Origin of the sequence: Synechococcus sp. H55.8, from assembly GCF_047462375.1 — a bacterium.
Lineage (GTDB): Bacteria > Cyanobacteriota > Cyanobacteriia > Thermostichales > Thermostichaceae > Thermostichus.
Genome location: NZ_JANSJC010000013.1, coordinates 14,070 through 35,158 on the forward strand (window position 1 = coordinate 14,070; position 21,089 = coordinate 35,158).

The window sequence follows — 21,089 nt, forward strand, 5'->3', positions numbered from 1 at the left end:
ATGTTGGATTGGTGAGGTTGATGAGGAGAAGCAATCGGTGAACTTCGGTCGAGTGCTGACGGCCATGGTTACCCCCTTCACCGATGAGGGGGAGCTCAACTACGATGAGGCCGCTCGTTTGGCCGATTACTTAGTAACCCACGGCAGCGACGGCTTGGTGGTCTGTGGCACTACGGGCGAGTCTCCCACCCTGACTTGGCAAGAAGAGTACGAACTGTTCCGCGTGGTGCGAGATGCTGTGGCCGGTCGGGCCAAGGTGATCGCCGGGACTGGCTCCAACTCCACCCGCGAGGCCATCGAAGCCACCCGCAAGGCTGCCCAATTGGGCTTGGACGGCTCTCTGCAGGTGGTGCCCTACTACAACAAGCCTACCCAGCTCGGCCTTTACGAGCACTTCAAGGCCGTTGCCCAGGCCAGTGACCTGCCCATCATGCTCTACAACATTCCCGGACGGACGGGGGTGAGCCTGCAGCCGGAAACAGTGGCAAAATTGGCAGAATTGACAACGATTGTCGCCATCAAGGAAGCCAGTGGTACAATGGAAGTGGCTTCAGAAATTCGGCGGCTTACTCCCTCCCGTTTCGCTATTTATTCGGGAGACGACTCCCTGACCCTGCCGATTTTGTCTTTGGGAGGCAGTGGCGTGGTCAGTGTAGCCAGTCACCTGGTTGGGCCACAACTGCAGGAGTTGATTCAGAGCTACGCCAAAGGCCAGCACGACCAAGCTTTGGCCCACCACCTGCGTCTGTTTCCGTTGTTCAAGGTTTTATTTGTCGAGACCAACCCCGTTCCGGTCAAGGCAGCGCTGGAGATGCAAGGTTGGCGAGTGGGTCGGGCGCGTCTTCCCCTAGCGCCGCTGCAGCCCAGTTCTCGGCAAGTTTTGCGACAGGTGCTTGAAGAGATGGGCCTACTGGCTGAAGCGAAGGGATCCAAGCAAATGGCGACGAAAGTTTCATGATGGCACCTTGAGGTTTTGCTTCCGCTATGACCGGGGTTTGCAGGGAGTTCTTTTGTGGTGTTTGACCTGTGGGTAAGTAGCTTTTTCCCTGAAAAGCTCTTTCCCCCTTTGGGAAATGGATGAGTTGTGGCGGCTGAGTTCAGCTTTCACCCACAGCTGGGTCGGGAATGGCTTGCGCCAATTTCTGTTTTTGCTTTTTACTGTTGAGGATCTAAGCTCATATGCCAACATCACGTTCTTCGGTTGCTTCTCGTTCTGTGACTCCACAAACCACCTCTTCCGTGCAGATGATTCCACTGGGTGGCGAACGGGAGATCGGCAAAAACACCTGGGCCTTCCGCTACGAGGATGACATTATCCTCTTGGATGCCGGTTTGGCTTTTCCAGAGGAGGGTATGCACGGCGTGAATATCGTGCTGCCGGACATGACCTACATCAAGCAAAACCGTGACAAAGTGCGGGGGATGGTGGTTACCCACGGCCACGAAGATCACATCGGCGGGATCCCGTATCACCTACGAGAATTTGATATTCCGGTCATCTACGGCCCCCGATTGGCGCTGGCCTTGCTGGAGGAGAAACTGCGCGATGTGGGGCTATTGAACCGCACAGAATTGCGCCCCGTCGCCCCCCGCGAAATCGTTCCTTTGAGCAAGCACTTTTTTGCCGAATTCATCCGCAACACCCACTCTTTTGCCGATAGCTTTACGGTGGCTCTGCACACGCCGGTGGGTGTCATTATCCAGACCGGTGACTTCAAGATCGACCATACCCCGGTGGATGGGGAGCGCTTCGACCTGCAGCGGCTGGCCGAGCATGGGGAAAAGGGGGTGCTGTGTCTGATTAGCGACTCCACCAACGCCGAAGTGCCGGGGTTTACCCCTTCCGAGGCTTCTGTACTGCCCGGTCTCACCAAGGCGATTGCGGGAGCCAAGGGGCGGGTGATCATCACCACCTTTGCTTCTTCGGTACATCGCCTCAATTTGGTGTTGCAGATTGCCGAGCAGCAGGGCCGGGTGGTGTCTTTGCTGGGCCGCTCCATGTTGAACGTGGTGGCTCACGCGCGGCGCCTGGGCTACATCCGCTGCAAGGACGAAACGCTGCAGCCGATGCACGTGATCAACAGCCTGCCGGACGACAAAGTGATCATCCTTACCACCGGATCCCAGGGCGAACCGCTGGCTGCTCTGACCCGCATTGCCAATGGCGAGCACCCGCAGTTGCAGATCAAGCCGGGAGACACGGTGGTGTGGTCGGCCAACCCGATCCCGGGCAACACGCTGGCAGTAACGCGGGTGATCGACAAGCTGATGGAGCTGGGGGCCAATGTCATCTACGGCAAGGACAAGGGGCTACACGTTTCTGGCCACGGCTGCCAGGAAGATCAAAAGCTGATGATCGCCCTCACCCGTCCCAAGTTCTTTGTCCCCACCCACGGGGAGTACCGCATGCTGGTCAAACATGCCGAAACGGCGATGAGCATGGGGATCCCGCGGGAAAACATCGTGATTATCGGCAACGGCGATGTGGTGGAGGTCAACCGTGAACGCATTGCTGTCACGGGCCGCGTCCCCTCTGGCCTGCAGATGATCGCCGCTTCCCACGATGGGGTGGTCATGGACGAGATGCTGCAGGAGCGCCAGCAGATGGCCAAAGATGGCATGGTGACGGTAGTGATCAGCTTGGATGGCAGCGGCCAGTTGCTCTGCACGCCGCAGGTGCAAAGTTTGGGCCTGGCGGGTGAGGGCAATTCTTTTAAAGGATCCGACCTAAAACCCCTGCTGGAGGACACCCTCAAGCAAGCTTGGCCGCGCTTTGCCTGCTCGCTGGAGCGGGGCAGGCTGGAGATCGACTGGGCCGGCCTCAAGGCAGAGGTGGAGCGGGTGGTGCGCCGCTTTGTCCGCGAACAACTGCCCGGCAAGCCGACGGTACTGGTTTTTGTCCAGTCGCCTGAAGAGGAGTCTGTGCCGGTCACCTCTCTGCCAGTTGGGGAAGCCCAGCCGGAACAGGAACGGCTGGCCCTGGGACGACGGCGGCGCTCCTCGGCGGCGGTGGCGGCTTCTTAAGACCGGCTTGCTGGGGTTTCCCAAGACTCCAGCGCCTCTTTCCTGCTACGGGAGAGGAGCGGGGATGTAGAGGCATCATCGGCGCGGCACCCTAGAGGGAGTGCGGATCTAGTGGCCAGGAGATTTCTGCTGCTGAGGGGAGGGATCCCACCTCGCTAAAGGGCGGGCAGCGGCGCTGGGGCGGGACGGGCTGCTGCAGGATCCTCAAGAAAGCCTCGGCCAGGTCGGCATATCCCCGGTCGTTGGGGTGAAAGCCATCGGCCAGCGGGCCGGGGAAGAAAGACTCGCGGCGGTAGGAGCGGGGATCGCAGAGGAGATCCACCACGGGGATCCCTTCTTGGCTCAAGGGGTTGATGGCCCGTTGGCTGAGGCCGACGGAGACCCAAGCCAGCAGTTGCCGCAGGCCCCTGGGCTGCTGCTGCCCCAGGGGGATCAGGGCGAAGTTGGGCAGGTTGGCCACCGCCAGGCGAGCTTGGGGAGCACGGGCCCGCACCGCCTGCAGCAGGGTTTGGTAGTCGGCGGCAAATTGTTGGATCTGGCGCTCAACAAAGGGCAAGGGATCCTCGCCGCGCAGAGCCCGTTGGGCTGCCGCGAAGACAATAGCGTTGGTGTCGTTGCCGCCCACCCAGAGGGTGATCAGGGTGGCGTCGGGAGGGATGCGCGGCACTTGATCCTGGAGCAGGTTGGCCGGGATCCCTTCCCGCAGGGCTTGCATGGCTGGGCTGAGTACCGCTCCTGAGCGGCCCAAGTTAATTAGCTCCACCGGGCCGGGCAGCAGGCGGGCCAGGCGGGGGACATACCCCGTCCCATTGGGGCAGTCCAGCGGCTCTGAGCGCTGCGGGCGGGTGCCGGCAGCGTTGGCTGGACCATCGCAGGAGATGGAGGCGTTGAAGCCAACGGCATCACTGGCTCCCAGAGCAACGTAGCGGGTGAGGGCGGGCGGGCTGGGTATGAGAACAGCGGGGGGAGATCCAGAGGCTTCGGAACAAGCAGTTAGCCCCCACCCCAGCATCCCGATTGCCATAGAGAGCAGCAGCAACCGAACGGGTCTGGGGGCTTGCCTCTTTTGCCAAGTAGGGGAGCCCATGGGGTAGCTTTGCTGCAGAGGTGGGGGAAGCCCCCAGCCAAGCTAGCCGAAGATTGGCCAATTGGCGAGTATGGTGGGAGTATGGCGCTGCGTTTTTGCAAGTCCCGCACCTACCACGATCCCCTGCACGGTGCCATCAGCCTGGATGGCGGGGATCCGGTCGAGGCGCTGCTGATTCGCCTCATCGACACCCCGGCCTTCCAGCGCCTGCGCCGCGTCCGCCAGTTGGACACCGCTTTTTTTACCTTCCATGGCGCTGAGGGATCCCGCTTCACCCACTCGGTGGGAGTGCTGCAGGTTACGCGGCGCCTGTTTGACAAATTGGCCCGCCGCTACCCGGAGCTGCGCCCCTACCGCGCCGTTACCCTGGTTGCCGCTCTGCTGCACGACATTGGCCATGCCCCCTTTAGCCATGCCGGCGAGGAGATCTTCGGCTGCCGACACGAGGTCTGGACGGCCCGCATCGCGCGGGAGGATCCCCAGATAGCCACGCTGGTGGCGGAGTTTGACCCGCAACTGCCGGCCCAACTGGAGCAGGTGTGGCAGAAACAATTTCCCCTGCCGCTGGTGGGGCAGCTTATTGCCAGCCAACTGGACTGCGACCGCTTTGACTACCTGATGCGCGACAGCCTGCTCACCGGCGCCCAATACGGCCACCTGGATCTGGATCGCATCCTCACGGTGTTGGACTACGACCCGGAGACGGGATCCCTCTCCATTCCCGCCCGCAAAGGCCTGGGAGCCATCGAGCACTATCTGGTGGTGCGCTATTTCATGTACACCCAGGTGTACCAGCACCCCAAGAGCCTGTGTGCCCGCTTTATTTTGGAGCGGCTCTTCAAGCGGGCCCAGGTGCTCCTGCACCAGGGAAAGATCGAGCTGGATCCCATCTTGAGTGCCTGGTGTTGGGCGGCGCTGGCGGTGCAAAAGGGGGATCCCTTCGAGCTGCCTTTGCCCCTCTATCTGGCCGCTGACGATGTGATGTTCAGCTACCCTTTTCGCTTTTGGGCCATGGCGGGGAAGGATCCCATCTTGGCCGATTTGGCGCGGCGCTATTTGGATCGGGATCTATTCAAGGCCCGCAACCTCAGCCGCCTGCCAGAAGAGCGACGCCAAGAGCTGGTGGCAACTCTAAGCCAGAAGATGCAGCAAGATGGCTTGGATCCAGAAAGCTACTTGGGAATTCGCTCGGCCCACGTCCAGGGCTACAGCTTCTACGACCAAGGGATCCAACTCAAAACCGAGGACGGCTACGTGGAAATTGCCCAGCTCTCGCCGCTGGTGCGATCCCTGGTGGAAACGCAAAGCCAGGTTTGGCTGATCTTCCCCCGCCCCTACAGCGATATCGTAGAGAGGGCTTTGTCTGCCTAGAGGATTGGCAGATCCCAGGGCTAGGGCATGGGCAAAATCCGTTCCTTATCTGAAAGAGGGAAGCAAGAGTGGGAATCCCGGAGATCCTGGCGATGGTGTTGGCGCTAACGGCCCTGGCGATTGCCTTGGTGGCGCTGCGGCTGGGGCGGGCGCTGCGGGCTTCCCCCTGGCTGCGGGATCCCTTGCCGGAGCAAGCGGCAGAGGTCGCAGCGGCCCTGGAGCGGCTGGCGGTGATCGTGCCTGCCTACAACGAGGCGGAAAACGTGGTGGGCTGCCTAAGCAGCATCCTGGACAGCACCGCCGCCCCGCTGCAGGTCTGGCTGGTGGACGACGGCTCCACCGATGCCACCTGGGAGCTGGCCCAGGCCCTGGCCGCCGAACGGCAAGATCCGCGGCTGCACCTGCTCCAAGGGGATCCCCGCCCCCAAGGCCAAACGTGGGTGGGCAAAAACTGGGCCTGTGCCCAAGCCGTTGCCGCCCTGGCCGCCCAGCCTGATCCCCCCGACTACCTGCTCTTTCTCGACTGCGACGTGCGGCTGGGATCCGCTGCCATCGAAGCAGCCCTAGGACAGTTGCTGGCAAGCGGCAGCGGCTTGGTAAGCGTAGGGCCTCAGTTGGTGTGCGGCTGTCTGGCCGAGTGGCTGGTGCAGCCCATCATGATGGTCATCTTGGCGGCAGGCTACGACTTTGCCGCCGTCAACGATCCCAAGCGTCCCAAGGCCTTTGCCTTCGGGCCGTTCATGCTGTTTCGCCGCTCCGCCTACGAGCAAGTGGGCGGACACGCCGGCGTGGCCAATGTGGTTATCGAGGATGTGGCCTTGGCCCAGCGCATCAAAGCGGCTGGCCTGGGCTTGCAGATTTGCCTAGGGGGGTCGCGGGTGCGATGCCGCATGTACGCCAATGGAGCCGCCCTCTGGGAAGGGTGGACGAAAAACTGGTTCCTGGGCCTGGAGCGCAACTGGGCCCTCGCCGTGTTGGCGATGGTCACTGTCTTGGGCATCTGCAGCCTGCCCTGGCTGGGGTTGATCCTGGCTGTGGCTACGGGATCCCCGCAGGTCTTGGCGGCCAGCCTGGCCGGGATCCTAGGCCAAGGGGTCATCCGCCTGCTTCTATGGCGTTGGGCCCACCTGCCGCTGCGTTACTGGTGGCTGACGGCGGTGGGAGGCTGGGTGACGGCAGCCATCATCTTGGCTTCTGCCATCCGCACCACCAGCGGGCGCAACTGGACTTGGCGGGGCCGTCCCCTGGGGTCAAACTAGCCTGGATCCTCTGAAATCTGTTGGGAACATGGTCTAATGGGGGATGTTCGGGGAGCATCCCAAAATAAACAAGCGGCGTTGACAAGGTGTTTACAAAGGTGGGATAGCACCATGCAGGCTTTGGTCATCGGCTCCGGGGGACGGGAACACGCTCTGGCCTGGAAGCTGCTGCAGTCTCCCCAGGTTACACGAGTCTACTGTGCCCCCGGCAACGGCGGCACGCAGCAGATGCCCCGCTGTCAGTCTGTGGCTTTGGCGGCCACCGACATCGAGGGACTGGTGCGATTTGCTACCGTGCAAGGGATCCGCCTGACGGTGGTGGGGCCGGAACTGCCCTTGGTGGCGGGAATTGTGGACGCCTTTCAGGCAGCGGGGCTGCCCATTTTCGGCCCCAGTCGCGCCGCCGCCCAACTGGAGGGAAGCAAGCTCTGGGCCAAGCAACTGATGCAGGAAGCGGGGATCCCTACGGCTCCGGCTGTGGGCTTTGCCGACTTGTCCGAGGCGCTGGCCTACCTGGATGCAAGGACTGCGTCAGGCAAAGGCAGCTATCCGGTGGTGATCAAAAAAGATGGGCTGGCCGCCGGCAAGGGGGTGACCGTTGCCCATAGCCGGGAAGAAGCCGTGCAGGCTCTGGAGGCGGCCCTGGCCAAGCCGGGCGAGCAGGTGCTGATCGAGGAGTTTCTCGCCGGCCAAGAGGTGTCGGTGCTGGCCCTGACGGATGGCCAGATCTGCCTGCCGCTGCTGCCCGCCCAAGACTACAAGCGCCTTGGCGATGGCGATACCGGCCCCAACACCGGCGGCATGGGGGCCCACGCTCCGGCAGACTACTTGGTAACCCCAGAACTGTTGGCCCGCATCCAAGCCCAAGTGCTGGATCCCACCCTGCAGGCTCTGCAGCGGCGGGGCATCCGCTACCAGGGGGTGATCTACGCCGGCCTGATGATCACGCCCAATGGGGATCCCTATGTGTTGGAGTACAACTGCCGCTTCGGGGATCCCGAAGCCCAGGTGATCCTGCCCCTGTTGGAAAACCCTCTGGACGAGGTGCTGCTGGCCTGCATCGAGGGACGGCTGGCCGAGGTGCAACTGAAGTGGAAACCCGGCTACGCCGCCTGCGTGGTCATGGCCGCCTCCGGCTACCCTGACAGCTACGAGCGAGGGATCCCCATTGCCGGCCTGGAGGCCGCCGCCGCCACCGGGGCCCTGGTGTTCCATGCCGGCACTCGCCAGGTGGGCAAGCAGCTTCTCAGCGACGGCGGGCGTGTCCTCTGTCTTACCGGCCAAGGGGCAACTCTAGCAGAAGCGCTGCGCCAAGCCTATGCCGCTGTGGAGCAGGTGCAGTTCCCCAAAGCCCACTACCGCTCCGACATCGGCAGCCGCGCCCTCGGGCCTGCCGTCCGGCGAGGTGCGCTGCCCGCCCAGTAACCCCCTCAGCTTCCTAGGCAGAAGTAGGGCCCCAGAGAGGTCGCTTCTCCGGGGCCCCTAAAGCAGTTTTTAAAAAAGCTTTGATGCTTAAACCCTAGCTCCTCTGGTAACGAGACTGCAATGATAGTATCAAAACCTCAACTTTACTTTAAGCTCCTCAACAATAACCCTCTGCTTTGCCCGAGCACGGAGATCGCCCTGTCGGCGCTCTCTCCTGCAACGATCTGGCCCTCTCTTATCCAAGAGGGATCCCGCATCAAGTGGCTGGGGTCATTCCAGTGGCAGAAGGGGTAGTCGCCTGCAGCGGCCCAAAGCACTGGAGAATCGTCTCGCCTAAGTGCATTCAAACAACTGAGCTTAACTATCTGCTCACTGGCAGCTCCAGGCCAAACTCTTGCAGAGCAGGCAAGAAGTTTTTGTTTTCGTGATGGGATCGGCTTAATTTTACTAAGGCAAATCTCTGGATATCTTGTAAGCTTCTCCAGAAATCGGGAGTGAGCTGGATCCCTATGTCTTGAGCTTTCTGTTGAACGGACATCGAGATCTGATCTGGGTTTTGCCGTTCCGGCTGCGGGTCAATGGAAATCTCTTGCACTTCTTCAGCTCATGGGAATGCATCGCAAAGAATCGGCAAAATCTTGCTCAAATTGAAACAGAACCATGGGCATCTCCGCGAGGATACAAACTCTGGAGTTGAGAGCACTTCCTGGCCGGTGGGTTGGCCTTTTGGAGAGCAACAGCGCAGGCTTTCAGTTCCGGCTGGCCTGAGTCTGGACAACTGATGTCGTGGGTAAGGACGTTGCACTCGGCTTGTTCTGCCCAAAGGGATCCCCACTGCATGAGCACAAATACAGTTCCGGCGGCAATGTTGGCAGTTACTTAAGCTGGGAAATAGGCCTGTCCCCGGGCAGAACGCACTTGAACCCAATCGCCAGCTTGGATGCCCAGCTTTTCAGCATCGTGAGGATGGATCTCGATAAAAGACTGGGGGTGCATTTGCCTAATTTTTTCAATTCTGCCGGTGCGGGTTTAGGTGTGCCAATGGCCGTATAGCCTGCCCGTGGTTAACACGTAGGGAAACCGGGGATCCGGCGGCTCCGCCAAGCTACGGGAATGATGGGGGATAAAGCGAGCGCGACCGTCGGAGATAGGAAAACGCTAGTCTGTATAGAGGCGGGCGGAATTGGGAGGAGTTCTTCCTTTGGGATAGGGCCATTGCTGAGGGCTTTGTTCTGCCAAAAGGGCATGGCTAAGGCCAGAGTGATCGCAGAGGCAGTTGGCGGTGAGGGCGGCAAATTCGGCATAAAGGCAGCCAGTTCTACCGCGTTTTGGAATCCCCAGGCTTTATCGGGTTAGAGATTCTTTAACTGAGATTGGAGAGAGAACGAATGCTGTGCTACTTGCGGGTGCTGTGGCTGTTTTGGAGCACTTCTGTAGCGGCAGAAATGGAGTACCGCGCCAATTTCTTCTTTGCCAGCCTCAGCAGCGTGGGTGGCCTGGGGTCAGCTCTGTTTGGGCTTTCACTGTTCTATCAGCAGGGGCACCGCCTGGGGGGTTGGAGCTGGCCGGAGGCGCTCATCGTCTTGGGCATGTTCACCATCTTGCAGGGGGTGTCGGCCAGCCTCTTTAACGTCAACTTAAACCGCATCGTGCAGCAGGTGCAGGAGGGCACTCTGGATTTTGTTTTGCTCAAGCCCATTAGTAGCCAGTTTTGGCTGTCAACCCGGGTGTTCTCTCCCTGGGGCCTGGTGGATATCGGCTTTGGCCTGGTGCTGATTCTCTACGCCGGGATCCAGTTGCGGCTGCCGGCCTGGGCCTATGTTTTGGGTCTGGTGCCCCTGCTCCTGGGATTGGTCATCCTCTACAGCCTCTGGTTTATGCTGGGGGCCACCAGCATCTGGTTTGTCAAGATCTACAACGTCACCGAGGTGCTGCGGGGCTTGGTAGAGGCGGGGCGCTTCCCCCTGGTGGCCTATCCGGTGGCCTATCGGCTGTTTTTTACCTTCGTTGTGCCGGTGGCTTTCTTGACCACGGTGCCGGCAGAAACCCTGTTGGGACGAGCCCAGTGGCCGTGGCTTGTGGGATCCGCCCTGCTGGCGGCGGGGCTGTTGGTCGGATCCCATTTGTTCTGGCGCTTTGCCTTGCGCTTTTACACCAGCGCCTCTAGCTAAAATCTCCGTCCAAACATCTCCATCCTAAGCATCCAAGCAGCGAGGATGGGAGTAATTGCTACAGAAGCGCCCCATGCGCCGCCCCAGAGTTGGATCTTCTCCTCAAGGGAAGGGCAAAAATAGGTTCCCACCCTGGGAATAGGATCCCTCAGGCTCATTTTTTTAGGGGCAAAAGCAATTCTCGCTGCAGCGATCTGTAGCTACCTATTTGGTGGCGCAGAGGGATAGTTTTCTTGTTTTAGGGAGCATTTTCCATGCGCAAGCGCCTGCAATGTGTGGCCGTATCTGTGGCAGCCGGTAGCCTAGCTCTGCTGGGCTGCAGCAACAGCAATCCTTCTCCGATGGCGATGATCCCCTCCCAAGCGGATTTGGTGGCCCTGGGCAGCGGCAATCGCCTCACCTTCATCCGCTCTGCCGATGCCTCTGTGCAGGGATCCCTGACGGTGACGGGGGTGAGCGGCAGTTTGATCGGTATCGATGTCCGTCCTGCCAATCGCCTGCTCTACGGCCTCACCGACGCCAACATCCTCTACACCATCAACTTGCAAACTGGCGCCGCCAGCGTGGCCAGTACCCTGTCGGTTCCCTTTACGGCGGGCACGCTGTCCGGTATGGACTTCAACCCCGTCCCGGATCGCCTGCGCCTGGTGGGAGCCAACGGCCAGAACTTCCGCATCAATGTCGACACGGGCGAAGTGATCCAAGATAGACCTTTGGCCTTTGGCCCGATGGAGCTGCAGGGATCCCGCCCGGCTGTTACCGCTGCCGCCTACACCAACAACGTGGCCGGCGCCCAATCCACACGGCTGCTGAACATCGACGGCGAGCGCAACCTGCTGCTATTTCAGAACCCGCCCAACGACGGGGTGCAAATGCCGATTGGCCCCCTGGGCGTGAACTTCGGCCCGGTGGGCGGGTTTGACATCCGTACGGTCGGCGGGGTGGATACCGGCTTTGCCATCGGCGGCTCCACCCTGTATCGAATTGACCTGAATACAGGTCGCGCCACCTCTGTGGGCACGCTGCCGGGTGGGCCGTTCTTCGGCTTGGCTGCCCTCTAGATCGGCCAGGTTGTTACAGTTCCAATCATCTTTCTTGCCAATTGTTGCTCTTTTGTTTCGGCCCGATTCCAGCTCGGGATTGGGCCTTCTGCACTTCTTCAAGTAGGGTTGATCTCCATCTATGCAGGCGATAGACTATGGGAGCCGCTGTCCTTTCTGGCTTGCCTTAGGCAAAGCCTGCTTTTCCCCGAGTGCTTTCTCGTCGCCGTTTTATTTTTTCCTTCCCCCCATGAAGATCGAGGATGACAAAGCCAAGGGATCCCTGCAGGAGAGAAGCGATGCGGAGGTATTTTCAGCCCTCAAGGCAGGCCAATCCCAAGCTTTGGCCATCCTCTACGACCGGCACGCCGGTTTGGTGTACGGAATTGCCTGCAAGATGCTGGGCAACTCTGCCGAGGCCGAAGATCTGACGCAGGACATTTTTCTGAGTTTGGCCCGTTCTTCCTTCGATCCCAAGCGGGGATCCCTGCGCACTTACCTAGGCATTTTGGCCCGCTCCCGCTGCTTGGATCGGCTGCGCTCCTGGCGCAATCGACAGCGATCCCTGGAACGGGGCAGAGTGGAATTACTGGGCGATGCTGCCGAGGATCCGGCTCTGGAGCAGTTGGCCCGCGCCGAACAGGCAGTGGAGGTGCAAACGGCCTTGGCCGAGCTCTCTGAACATCAACGCCAAATCCTCAAAATGGCCTATTACGAAGGCATGAGCCAGACAGAAATTGCCAAGCAATTGGATCTGCCTTTGGGAACGGTTAAAGCCAGAGCCCGCCGAGGCTTGCTGCGGCTGCGCGAGTTGCTGGGAGGCGCCCCATGAAAGCCGAGTCTGTGTCTCCCGAAGAACTGCAACTGTGGCTGGCCGGCTACGTGCTGGGGGATCTCTCCCCGGAAGAGGCCGACCGCCTGGAAGTGGTGCTCAAGCTGCGCCCGGAGCTACAGCAGGAGCTGCAAGCTCTGCAACAGACCCTGGAGAAGGCCTACGGCGTCGAAGAAAAGCAACCTCCCCCCAGCTTGCGGGCTTCTCTGCTGCAAGCCTACACAGAGCCGGCGCCCAAACCCCTCCCCACTTCCGGCTCGGCCATTCAGGGATCCCCCCGCTGGCAGCGGGGCCTGGCGGCACTGGCAGTGGGGTTAATGGTCGCCCTAGGACTGGGGAACCTGTACCTGTGGCGCAGGCTGCAACTGGCCCAGACTCAAGGGATCCCGGTCGAGGTGTTGACTTATGAATTGCAGCCGACGGCGGAAAACGTGACTGGCTCGGTTACGGTGGAGGTGGATCCGCGAGGCCTGCAAGGGAAGCTAGTGGCCCGTGGTTTGCCACCATTGCCAGAAGGCCGCGTCTATGCGCTCTGGGTGGTGCTGGAACCGGAAGCCCCCTTCACCAAAGATGAGGCGGGGGCGATCCTCACTGCCGCTTTCCGGGTGGATGCGGCGGGAAATCAAGAACAGGAGCTGCGCCTACCGCCAGTGTTTGCATCCACAGAATGGGTGCGGGCGGTGGCCATTACTGAGGAAGACGGCAGCCGGCCCCAAGAGCACCAGGGATCCCCTCTGTGGATTTCCGGCTAGTCGGAGCAGGGGCCAACCAACATAGGTCTGTCCCAGGGCATGGCCGTGCTCACCTGTCCAGGATCCCTCTGAGGGCACTTTCGTCGATGTGGATCGGCAAAAGACAGTGCCGGGCGGCGCACCCCCCCCAGCCACCCTGCCGTTGGGAAAAGTTGTGGGCGCACCGGAAGTGTATCAGCATTAAGATGAGGGTCACTACCCCGGCACAGCAAAAGCCAACTTGGAGGTCACCCTATGGGCGAAGCAAAGCGCCGCAAAACCCGCAACAGCCCCGACCCTGACCAAGAGCTGCTGTTTCCCCAGCTCAAAGATATTCCTCTCACCAAAGCCCAAGCCCGCACGATCTACAATTGGACAACTCGGGGCGCTTGGGCCGGCATTATTCTCCTGGCCATTGTCTGGGTGGTGGTGCGATTTGTGGGGCCTGCGTTGGGCTGGTGGCACCTGGTGGGCTAGACGGCTGGATCCTTTGAGTTTTCCTGGAGTTTCCCCATGCGATCCTATTTGGCAGCCGCCCTTCAGATGACCAGCACCCCCGATCTGGCCGGCAACCTACAACAGGCAGAGGAGTGGATTGACTTTGCGGCGCGGCGGGGATGTGAGCTGGTAGCTTTGCCGGAAAACTTTGCCTTCATGGGGCCGGAGGAAGAAAAAGCTCGCCTTGCCTCGGAGATCGCGCAGCGGGCCGAGGAGTTTTTGGCCAAGATGGCCCAGCGCTACCAGGTATTCGTGCTGGGCGGGGGATACCCGGTGCCGGATGGACAAGGCAAGGTGTACAACACCGCCGCCCTCTACAGCCCCGAGGGCAAGGAGCTGGCTCGCTACTGCAAGATCCACCTCTTCGACGTCAACCTGCCCGACGGCAACACCTACCGCGAGTCGAACACGGTGGTGAGCGGCAACGAGGTGGTGGTCTGCCAGGAAGAGCGGCTGGGCATGCTAGGTCTATCGGTTTGTTACGACGTGCGCTTTCCGGAGCTGTATCGTTCCTTGGTGGATCGAGGAGCGCAGGTGCTGTTGATCCCCGCCGCCTTTACCGCCTACACGGGCCGGGACCACTGGCAGGTTTTGCTGCAGTGTCGCGCTATTGAAAACACCTGCTACGTGATTGCTCCCGCCCAGGTGGGCACCCACTACGAGCGGCGGCAATGTCATGGCCACGCCATGATCGTGGATCCTTGGGGGACGATCCTGGCGGATGCCGGCGGCGAAAAACCAGGGGTGGCCATTGCCGAGATCGACCCGGAGCGCCTGCAGCTTATCCGGCGGCAGATGCCCTCGCTGCAGCACCGTCGTCTGGCCTGTACTGTCAGCCTTTAGGGATCCCCTATGCCTTGGCCGCCCTTGATCCTCTACAGCAAGCCCGGCTGCCACCTCTGCGAGGGCCTAGCGGAGAAGTTGCAGCAGATCCCTGAGATCGCCACGTTGGAAATCCGCGACATCACCACTAACCCCACCTGGTGGGAGCGCTACCAACTGGAGGTTCCCGTGCTGAGCTTGGCGGGGGATCCCGAACGATCTCTGCCCCGCCCCTCGCCGCGGCTAACCGTGACCCAGTTACGCACTTGGCTGGAACAACAGTTGGGTTGACGGCTTAAGAGGCTAGCGCTTCGCTGCGGGCGGTATAGCCAGCTTGGCGGAGGGCCTCAACTGCAGCCTGGGCATTTTTAACCCAAAATTGGGATCCCAGCCTCACCCAGAGCGTGTGGGGAGGGGCGACGATGGCCGCCACAACGGGGATGCGATTTTCTTCCTTGGCTTCCGAGCGTTGGCGGGCAAGCAATGTTTGCAGGCGGTATCGATCCTCCAATGTGCCGGCAGCCTCCAGAGGGAGTTGCACCGTAACCCAACTCACCGATTCAATTGGCTGTAAGTCCTCGACAATCAATTGCACCTGTTCATCCCGCTGATCCACCTTGGCCCAGATCAATAGCCGTTGATCCACCTCCAGGCGATGGCGCAAACGTTCGTAAGTCTTGGGGAAGATCACCGCTTCGCAACTGCCGGTGAGATCTTCCAGTTGCACAATGGCCATGCGATCCCCTTTCTTGGTGGTTACGGTTTTGATGGCAGTCACTAGGGCCAGAATGCCTACAGAAGTCTCGGCTGCGTAGCCGCTCAAATCCGAGAGGTTAACGGGAGCCAACAGGCGCGCCTGCTCTTGAATCCGCCGCAGCGGGTGATCCGAAACATAAAAACCCAACAGCTCCCGTTCCAGCCTTAACTTTTCTGGCGCTGGAAAATCTTCGGTAGCAGGCCCCCGCGGCGCCTCCATAAATCCCTGGCCATCACTGCTGTCGCTGCCCAACAAATCAAATAGGCTGGCTTGACCAATGGCTTTGGACTTGGCCCGCTCCGTCGCCCAGGTGAGAATGGGATCCAGATCCACCATTAATTGCTTGCGGTTGGGGGAAATACAATCAAAAGCGCCTGCACAGATCAGCGACTCGATGGCGCGACGGTTAACCAGGCGCAGATCCACCCGCTGGCAAAAGTCGGCCAAAGAGGTGAAGGGGCCCCCCGCCTGGCGGGCAGCCAGGATGTTTTGAATCGCCCCCTCACCCACATTCTTCACCGCCCCTAGACCAAACAAAATGCTGGATCCTTGGGGGGTAAAATCCAGCCCAGAGCGGTTGATATCGGGCGGTTGAATCTGGATCCCTATCGACAGACAATAGGTGATATAGCGCTGCACCTTATCTTGATCCCCTCCCACAGAAGAAAGCAGCGCCGCCATGTATTCTGTTGGATAATTGGCCTTGAGATAGGCTGTCTGGAAAGTAATCAGTCCATAGGCCGTAGAGTGGGATTTGTTGAAGCAATACTCGGCGAAAGCAACCATCTGGTCAAATAGTTCCGTGGCCACTTCCTTGGCCACACCTCGCTCCAAAGCTCCCCGGACGAATTGCTCCCGCTGTTGCTCCATCTCGGAAACTTTCTTTTTCCCCATCGCCCGCCGCAGCAGGTCGGCCTGGCCCAGGGTATAGCCGGCCATGTCCTGGGCAATGCGCATGATCTGTTCTTGGTAGAGAATGGCGCCGTAGGTATCTTGAAGGATTGGCTTGAGGAGATCGTGGGCATAGGTTACCGGCTTGCGGCCATGTTTGCGATCGATAAAGTCTGGGATCATGCCCGTATCCAATGGCCCCGGTCGGTAAAGAGCCAAGACCGAGGAAATGTCTTCTAAGTTGGAAGGCTTGAGCTCTCGCACCACCTGCTTCATCCCGGAAGATTCCAGTTGGAAGATCCCTTCCAGCTCTCCCTTTTCCAAAAGTTGGTAGGTTTTCTCGTCATCCAATGGTAGGTTATCCAGGTCGATGGTGACCCCTCTGTGCTCTCGAATCAGCTCCACAGCCCGCTGGATCATCGTCAGGTTGCGCAGCCCCAAAAAGTCCATCTTCAGCAGGCCCAGAGACTCAATATCTTCCATCGAGTACTGGGTAATAATTTGGCCTTCGTTGTTGTATTGCAAGGGCACGATCTCATCCAAGGGATCCTTGGCGATGACCACGCCGGCAGCGTGAACCCCAAAGGTTTTGTTGGTGCCTTCCAACAGGCGGGCCAGCTCGATCCAGCGGTGAGTGGTTGGGTCTTTCTCGTATTTTTCTTTGAACTCGGGGGCCGGCGTGTTCTCGCCGATCATCTCTTCCAATTTTGCCGGTTTGCCCCGCGATACCGGGATCAGCTTTGCCATTTTGTCGGCTTCGGCATAGGGAATATCGAGCACCCGGGCAACATCTTTGAGAATAGCTTTGGAAGTCATGCGGTTAAAGGTGATGATTTGGGCCACTCGCTCTTGACCATACTTGCGGGTTACATAGTCGATCAGCTCTCCCCGCCGCTCGATGCAGAAATCGGTATCGATATCCGGCATCGATTGCCGTTCTGGGTTGAGAAAACGCTCGAAGAGCAACCCATATTTGACGGGGTCAATATTGGTAATTTGCAGGGCATAGGCCACCAGGGATCCGGCTGCCGAACCGCGGCCTGGGCCTACTGGGATCCCGTGCTCGCGGGCATAGCGAATGTAGTCCCAAACCACCAGGAAATAGCTGGAGAAGCCTTTTTGTTGGATGATGCTTAGTTCAAAGCGCAGGCGCTCCTGATAGTTTTCCGGAATCTGATCTGGATAGGCAACGCCGCAGCGTTTTGCCAAGCCCTGCCAGGCCAATTCGGTGAGATAGCTATCGGCAGAATGGCCCGGTGGAACCGGGTAGTCGGGCATGCGCATTTCCCCAAATAGGTCATAGCCCTCGATCTTTTCCAGCACCTTGAGGGTGTTGGCAATGGCTTCGTCGATCACCTCTTGCTCCAGGTGATCGCGGCAGAGGCGGCGCATTTCTTCTGGGCTTTTCAGGTATTCCGTCCCACTGTAGCGAAGGCGATCTTTCTCGGTGAGAGATTTGCCTGTTTGGATGCAGAGCAGGGCATCGTGGGCCTCCACATCCCAGCAGGAGATGAAGTGGCTATCATTGGTGAGGATGATCGGGATCCCCAATTCGCGAGCAATGCGCACCAATTGCACATTGACAAAGCGGTCTTCTCGATAGCCGTGATCCTGGATCTCAATGTAGTAATCGTCTCCAAACTGTTCTTGATACCAGGCGGCAACCTGGCGGGCAATTTCTGGCCGCCCCTGCAAAATGGCCTGGGGCACTTCCCCAGCTCGACAGCCGCTGGTCACGATCAACCCCTCTTTGTATTGGGCCAAATACTCTTTGTTGATGCAGGGGCGCGCAAAGATCCCCTTGCCTTGAACGCCGTGGAGATGGGAAATAGTGGTTAGCTTCACTAAGTTTTTATAGCCCTGGGTGTTTTTGGCTAGAACCACTTGGTGATACTTGGGATACTTGCGGCTTTTGTCTCGAATATCGCCGTTGATAACATACATCTCGTTGCCAATAATCGGCTTGATCCCTTTGCTTTTACACAGTTTCACCAGCTCAATGGCCCCATACATGACGCCGTGATCGGTCAGGGCCAGTCCTGGCAAACCCATCGCCACCACCTGCTCAATCAAACGCGGCAATTGGCTAGCCCCGTCCAGAAGGCTGTACTCGCTGTGCAAGTGCAAGGGGACAAAAGACATGGCAACGCTATGGGTAGAGGGATCCCTTCAACCTTAACCCAGCGCCCCTTTTTCCAGTTGCTGCTAGCTGCCGCTACAGTAAAGTCAGGCCGACGTTTTCTCCCTTTGCTTGCATGGAGACTCCCCTTCGCCTCACCCAGTACTCCCACGGCGGCGGCTGCGGCTGCAAAATTGCCCCGGCGCTGCTGCAGCAGATTCTTAAGGAGCTGCCTCTTCTTTGGTCAGATCCGGCCCTGTTGGTGGGGGCTGAAACGAGCGACGATGCCGCCGTCTACCAACTCAACGACGAGCAGGCCCTGATCCTGACCACCGACTTTTTCATGCCCATCGTGGACGATCCGGTGGATTTTGGCCGCATTGCCGCAGCCAACGCCCTTTCTGACGTTTACGCGATGGGGGGTAGGCCCATTCTCGCCCTCGCCATTCTGGGTATGCCGGTCAACACCCTGCCCCTGTCGGCTATTCGGGAGATCATGGCCGGGGGAATCCAGATCTGTCAGGAAGCCGGGATCCCTTTGGCCGGGGGGCACTCCATCGATTCGCCCGAGCCTATCTTCGGCTTGGTGGCGGCAGGCCTGGCCCACCCGCAGCACATCCGCCGCAACGCCACGGCTCAGCCCGACGACGACCTCATCCTAACCAAGCCGCTGGGGATCGGGGTGATGACCACCGCCCTAAAAAAGGGTCAGCTTAGCGCAGCGGGCTACGCCGAGGTTTTGCAGGTGATGACTCAGCTTAACCGCATCGGCCCGCAACTGGCGCGGCGACCCCAGGTTCACGCCCTAACCGATGTAACGGGGTTTGGCCTCTTGGGACACTTGCTAGAGGTCTGCCGTGGCTCAGGGGTAAGCGCCGAGTTGGATCTGGCTGCTATTCCCTTTTTGCCCGAGGCCCTCTCCTTGGCGGAGGCGGGGATCTTCCCAGGTGCAGCCCGCCGCAACTGGCAAGGCTATGAAGGCGTAGAGGCCGACTCTCTACCGGAGTGGCAGCAGTTGCTCTTGTCGGATCCGCAAACCAGCGGCGGCTTACTGCTGGCGGTGGATCCCGCCTTCACCGCAGAGCTTTTGCAAGAGCTCCACAGCGCCGGCTACTCCTATGCTCGCCGCATTGGCCGCTGCCAGGCCGGCGAAGGGATCGCCATTCGGGTTGTCGGCGAGATCCAAACCCCCCGCCAGTAGCTTGGGGGAAGGCCACGTTTGGCCCTCTCCCCCCAATCTATGAAGATTTGGTCAAGCAGAGCTGCGAAAGTTGAAGATCTCATGTAAGGGGAAGGGGAGCTGAGATATCTTAAAGAGGTATGAACGAGCCCTCTCCCAACAGCCATAGCCTGGTTCAGTGGGTTGAGCCAGGTCAACTGATTCGCAGCCTCAGCAGCGGCCAATTGCTGATGGTGGATCCGCAGCGGCACAACGCCTTGATCATCTGCAAGACGTTTCATGCCGAGTTTGCCGGGCCGGGCGCTGCGGTGGGGGGGCCCTTGGATGTGGAGTCGAGCAGCGTGATCCCGATTGGGGATGTGGCTCTGTTGCATCCCCAGGGCTATCAAGAGCGGCAAAACGCCTATACCAAGCGGCTGCACTGGATGCGCTGGTTGCAGCAGATCACCGATAATCCTTTGCCGGCCCAGCGGGCGCGGATTTTGCTCTTTAGCTTGGAGGAGTTTTTCTCTGCGGAGTTGGTCAAGCAGTTGCCGGATGACATTTTGGCGCGGCTGGTGGGGGTGCTGCCGCAGACCATCGCCGCAGCTCGGATGGAAATGATGGCCCCCTGCAGCCCCAGCTATTCCCTGGCCGGCTAGGGGGATCCGTTCAAGATTGGACGGCGTGGGCAGTGTCTTCGAAATAACCCCAAAGCTTAGCTACACTAAAAGCCAACTTCGTTCTGGCAACTCGCCCAACCGGGACCCTGGCCTCATGCAGTGGTGGAAACGGCTGCGCCAAAATCGCTGGGCTCAAGTGGGAGCCTACATTCTCGTTTTTTTCTACGTCTGCGCCATTTTTGCCGAGTTTGTTGCCCCCTACAGCCCGCTGGAATCGCAGCCAGGGGGATCCCTTTTGCCCCCCACCGCCATTCACTTGTGGGATGAGTCGGGCGCTTGGCTGGGGCCCCACGTTTACCCCACCCGCCAGGGGCCGGTGGATCTGGAAACGGGCGAACGTCCGCTTTTGGTGGATAGCAGCCGTCCCGCCGGGATCCGCCTGTTTGTGGCCGGCACCCCTTACCGTTGGCTGGGGCTGATCCCCTGGGATCGACATTTGTTCGGCACCGTCCCCCTGCGGCCAGAGGAAGGGCTGCCGGTAGCGCGGCTGCACCTGCTGGGCACGGATGATCAGGGCCGCGACTACTTCAGCCGTCTGGTCTATGGCGGGCGCGTCAGCCTGTTTGTTGGCCTGGTGGGCATCGGCATCTCTTTTCCCATCGGCCTGCTGGTGGGGGCCATATCCGGCTACTTCGGCGGCTGGGTGGATACGCTGCTGATGCGGCTGACTGAGGTGTTGATGTCGATCCCAACCCTGTATTTGCTGGTGTCGCTGGCGGCGGTGTTGCAGGTGAACCCGCTGACCGGCGTGCCCTTCAGCAATGCCGAGCGCTTTTTGGTGATTGTGGCCATCCTCTCTTTTGTGGGTTGGGCGGGCTTGGCCAGGGTCATTCGGGGCCAGGTGCTGTCCTTGCGGGAGCGAGACTTTGTGCAGGCGGCGCGGGTGGCCGGGGCCGGATCCCTGTATCTGCTGGTGCGGCATATTCTGCCTCAGACCACCACCTACGTGGTGATCTCGGCAACCTTGGCGGTGCCCGGCTACATCGTGGCGGAGTCGGTGCTGAGCTTGATCGGCCTGGGGATCCAACAGCCGGATGCGTCTTGGGGAAATATGCTGTCGCTGGCCACCAATGCTTCGGTAATCATTCTGCAGCCTTGGCTGGTGCTAGCCCCCACCCTGATGGTGGTGCTCACCTCTTTGTCTTTTAACTTGCTGGGGGATGGTCTGCGAGATGCCCTCGACCCGCGGGATCCATTTTGAGGAGAAGCTGCTTCCGAAT

Annotated in this window: 18 protein-coding genes and 1 pseudogene; 15 read left to right on the forward strand and 4 right to left on the reverse strand. The window is 59.9% G+C overall.

What is annotated here, in order from left to right:
• The first annotated feature begins 37 nt into the window (after positions 1-37).
• Together dapA and NW862_RS07085 are read left to right on the forward strand one after the other, a co-directional pair.
• Complete coding sequence (dapA, locus tag NW862_RS07080; protein WP_414335476.1) at positions 38-958, forward strand: 4-hydroxy-tetrahydrodipicolinate synthase; 921 nt, start codon at positions 38-40, stop codon at positions 956-958.
• 221 nt (positions 959-1,179) lie between these two features.
• Positions 1,180-3,024 carry a ribonuclease J gene (locus tag NW862_RS07085; RefSeq protein WP_414368976.1) on the forward strand — a complete coding sequence of 615 codons (1,845 nt, stop codon included), beginning with the start codon at positions 1,180-1,182 and terminating at the stop codon, positions 3,022-3,024.
• Between the two features lie 91 nt (positions 3,025-3,115).
• Here NW862_RS07085 and NW862_RS07090 read toward each other — a convergent pair whose 3' ends face one another.
• Entirely contained in the window at positions 3,116-4,048 is a 933-nt protein-coding gene (locus NW862_RS07090) for an SGNH/GDSL hydrolase family protein (RefSeq protein WP_414427054.1), read from the reverse strand.
• A gap of 144 nt (positions 4,049-4,192) precedes the next feature.
• Here NW862_RS07090 and NW862_RS07095 point away from each other — a divergent pair, with 144 nt between their 5' ends.
• From NW862_RS07095 to purD, 3 genes are all read left to right on the forward strand, one after another.
• Positions 4,193-5,482: an HD domain-containing protein gene (locus tag NW862_RS07095; RefSeq protein WP_414427055.1), complete on the forward strand. Its 1,290-nt coding sequence runs from the start codon at positions 4,193-4,195 to the stop codon at positions 5,480-5,482.
• A gap of 68 nt (positions 5,483-5,550) precedes the next feature.
• A complete protein-coding gene (locus tag NW862_RS07100) occupies positions 5,551-6,741 on the forward strand; it encodes a glycosyltransferase (protein ID WP_414427056.1) in 1,191 nt (396 codons plus the stop codon).
• 111 nt (positions 6,742-6,852) lie between these two features.
• Positions 6,853-8,166 carry a phosphoribosylamine--glycine ligase gene (gene purD / locus NW862_RS07105; protein ID WP_414335468.1) on the forward strand — a complete coding sequence of 438 codons (1,314 nt, stop codon included), beginning with the start codon at positions 6,853-6,855 and terminating at the stop codon, positions 8,164-8,166.
• Between the two features lie 361 nt (positions 8,167-8,527).
• Here the strand turns inward: purD and NW862_RS07110 are convergent, their stop codons facing one another.
• Positions 8,528-8,761: a nitrate reductase associated protein gene (locus NW862_RS07110; RefSeq protein WP_414348548.1), complete on the reverse strand. Its 234-nt coding sequence runs from the start codon at positions 8,759-8,761 to the stop codon at positions 8,528-8,530.
• 47 nt (positions 8,762-8,808) lie between these two features.
• Positions 8,809-9,183 (reverse strand): annotated as a pseudogene (locus NW862_RS07115) (molybdopterin dinucleotide binding domain-containing protein); the annotation flags it as partial.
• 371 nt (positions 9,184-9,554) lie between these two features.
• Between NW862_RS07115 and NW862_RS07120 the strand changes: the two are divergent.
• The 7 genes from NW862_RS07120 to NW862_RS07150 all read left to right on the forward strand — a co-directional run bounded on the left by NW862_RS07120 (position 9,555) and on the right by NW862_RS07150 (position 14,551).
• Positions 9,555-10,337, forward strand: coding sequence for an ABC transporter permease (locus tag NW862_RS07120; protein ID WP_414427057.1), 783 nt, complete (start codon positions 9,555-9,557; stop codon positions 10,335-10,337).
• Between the two features lie 254 nt (positions 10,338-10,591).
• The gene (locus tag NW862_RS07125) at positions 10,592-11,398 is read left to right on the forward strand and encodes a DUF4394 domain-containing protein (protein ID WP_414347056.1); all 807 of its coding nucleotides are present in this window, start codon (positions 10,592-10,594) and stop codon (positions 11,396-11,398) included.
• A gap of 229 nt (positions 11,399-11,627) precedes the next feature.
• Positions 11,628-12,209 carry a sigma-70 family RNA polymerase sigma factor gene (locus tag NW862_RS07130; RefSeq protein WP_414347057.1) on the forward strand — a complete coding sequence of 194 codons (582 nt, stop codon included), beginning with the start codon at positions 11,628-11,630 and terminating at the stop codon, positions 12,207-12,209.
• Positions 12,206-12,961 (forward strand): anti-sigma factor domain-containing protein, encoded by a 756-nt coding sequence (locus NW862_RS07135; protein WP_414347058.1) that lies wholly within the window; start codon positions 12,206-12,208, stop codon positions 12,959-12,961. Before NW862_RS07130 ends, NW862_RS07135 begins: the two co-directional genes overlap by 4 nt.
• A 234-nt stretch (positions 12,962-13,195) precedes the next feature.
• Complete coding sequence (locus tag NW862_RS07140; protein WP_414337619.1) at positions 13,196-13,417, forward strand: DUF2839 domain-containing protein; 222 nt, start codon at positions 13,196-13,198, stop codon at positions 13,415-13,417.
• A gap of 36 nt (positions 13,418-13,453) precedes the next feature.
• Positions 13,454-14,281 carry a carbon-nitrogen hydrolase family protein gene (locus tag NW862_RS07145; RefSeq protein WP_414335594.1) on the forward strand — a complete coding sequence of 276 codons (828 nt, stop codon included), beginning with the start codon at positions 13,454-13,456 and terminating at the stop codon, positions 14,279-14,281.
• Between the two features lie 9 nt (positions 14,282-14,290).
• On the forward strand, positions 14,291-14,551 hold the full coding sequence (locus NW862_RS07150) for a glutaredoxin family protein (RefSeq protein ID WP_414335592.1): 261 nt from the start codon (positions 14,291-14,293) through the stop codon (positions 14,549-14,551).
• 4 nt (positions 14,552-14,555) lie between these two features.
• Here NW862_RS07150 and NW862_RS07155 read toward each other — a convergent pair whose 3' ends face one another.
• Complete coding sequence (locus tag NW862_RS07155; protein ID WP_414335591.1) at positions 14,556-18,050, reverse strand: DNA polymerase III subunit alpha; 3,495 nt, start codon at positions 18,048-18,050, stop codon at positions 14,556-14,558.
• A gap of 113 nt (positions 18,051-18,163) precedes the next feature.
• Here NW862_RS07155 and selD point away from each other — a divergent pair, with 113 nt between their 5' ends.
• The 3 genes from selD to NW862_RS07170 all read left to right on the forward strand — a co-directional run bounded on the left by selD (position 18,164) and on the right by NW862_RS07170 (position 21,070).
• Positions 18,164-19,228 (forward strand): selenide, water dikinase SelD, encoded by a 1,065-nt coding sequence (selD, locus tag NW862_RS07160; protein ID WP_414347287.1) that lies wholly within the window; start codon positions 18,164-18,166, stop codon positions 19,226-19,228.
• Between the two features lie 119 nt (positions 19,229-19,347).
• A complete protein-coding gene (locus NW862_RS07165; RefSeq protein WP_414335588.1) occupies positions 19,348-19,848 on the forward strand; it encodes a hypothetical protein in 501 nt (166 codons plus the stop codon).
• Positions 19,849-19,963: 115 nt separating this feature from the next.
• On the forward strand, positions 19,964-21,070 hold the full coding sequence (locus tag NW862_RS07170) for an ABC transporter permease (protein ID WP_414335586.1): 1,107 nt from the start codon (positions 19,964-19,966) through the stop codon (positions 21,068-21,070).
• The last annotated feature ends 19 nt before the right edge of the window (positions 21,071-21,089 follow it).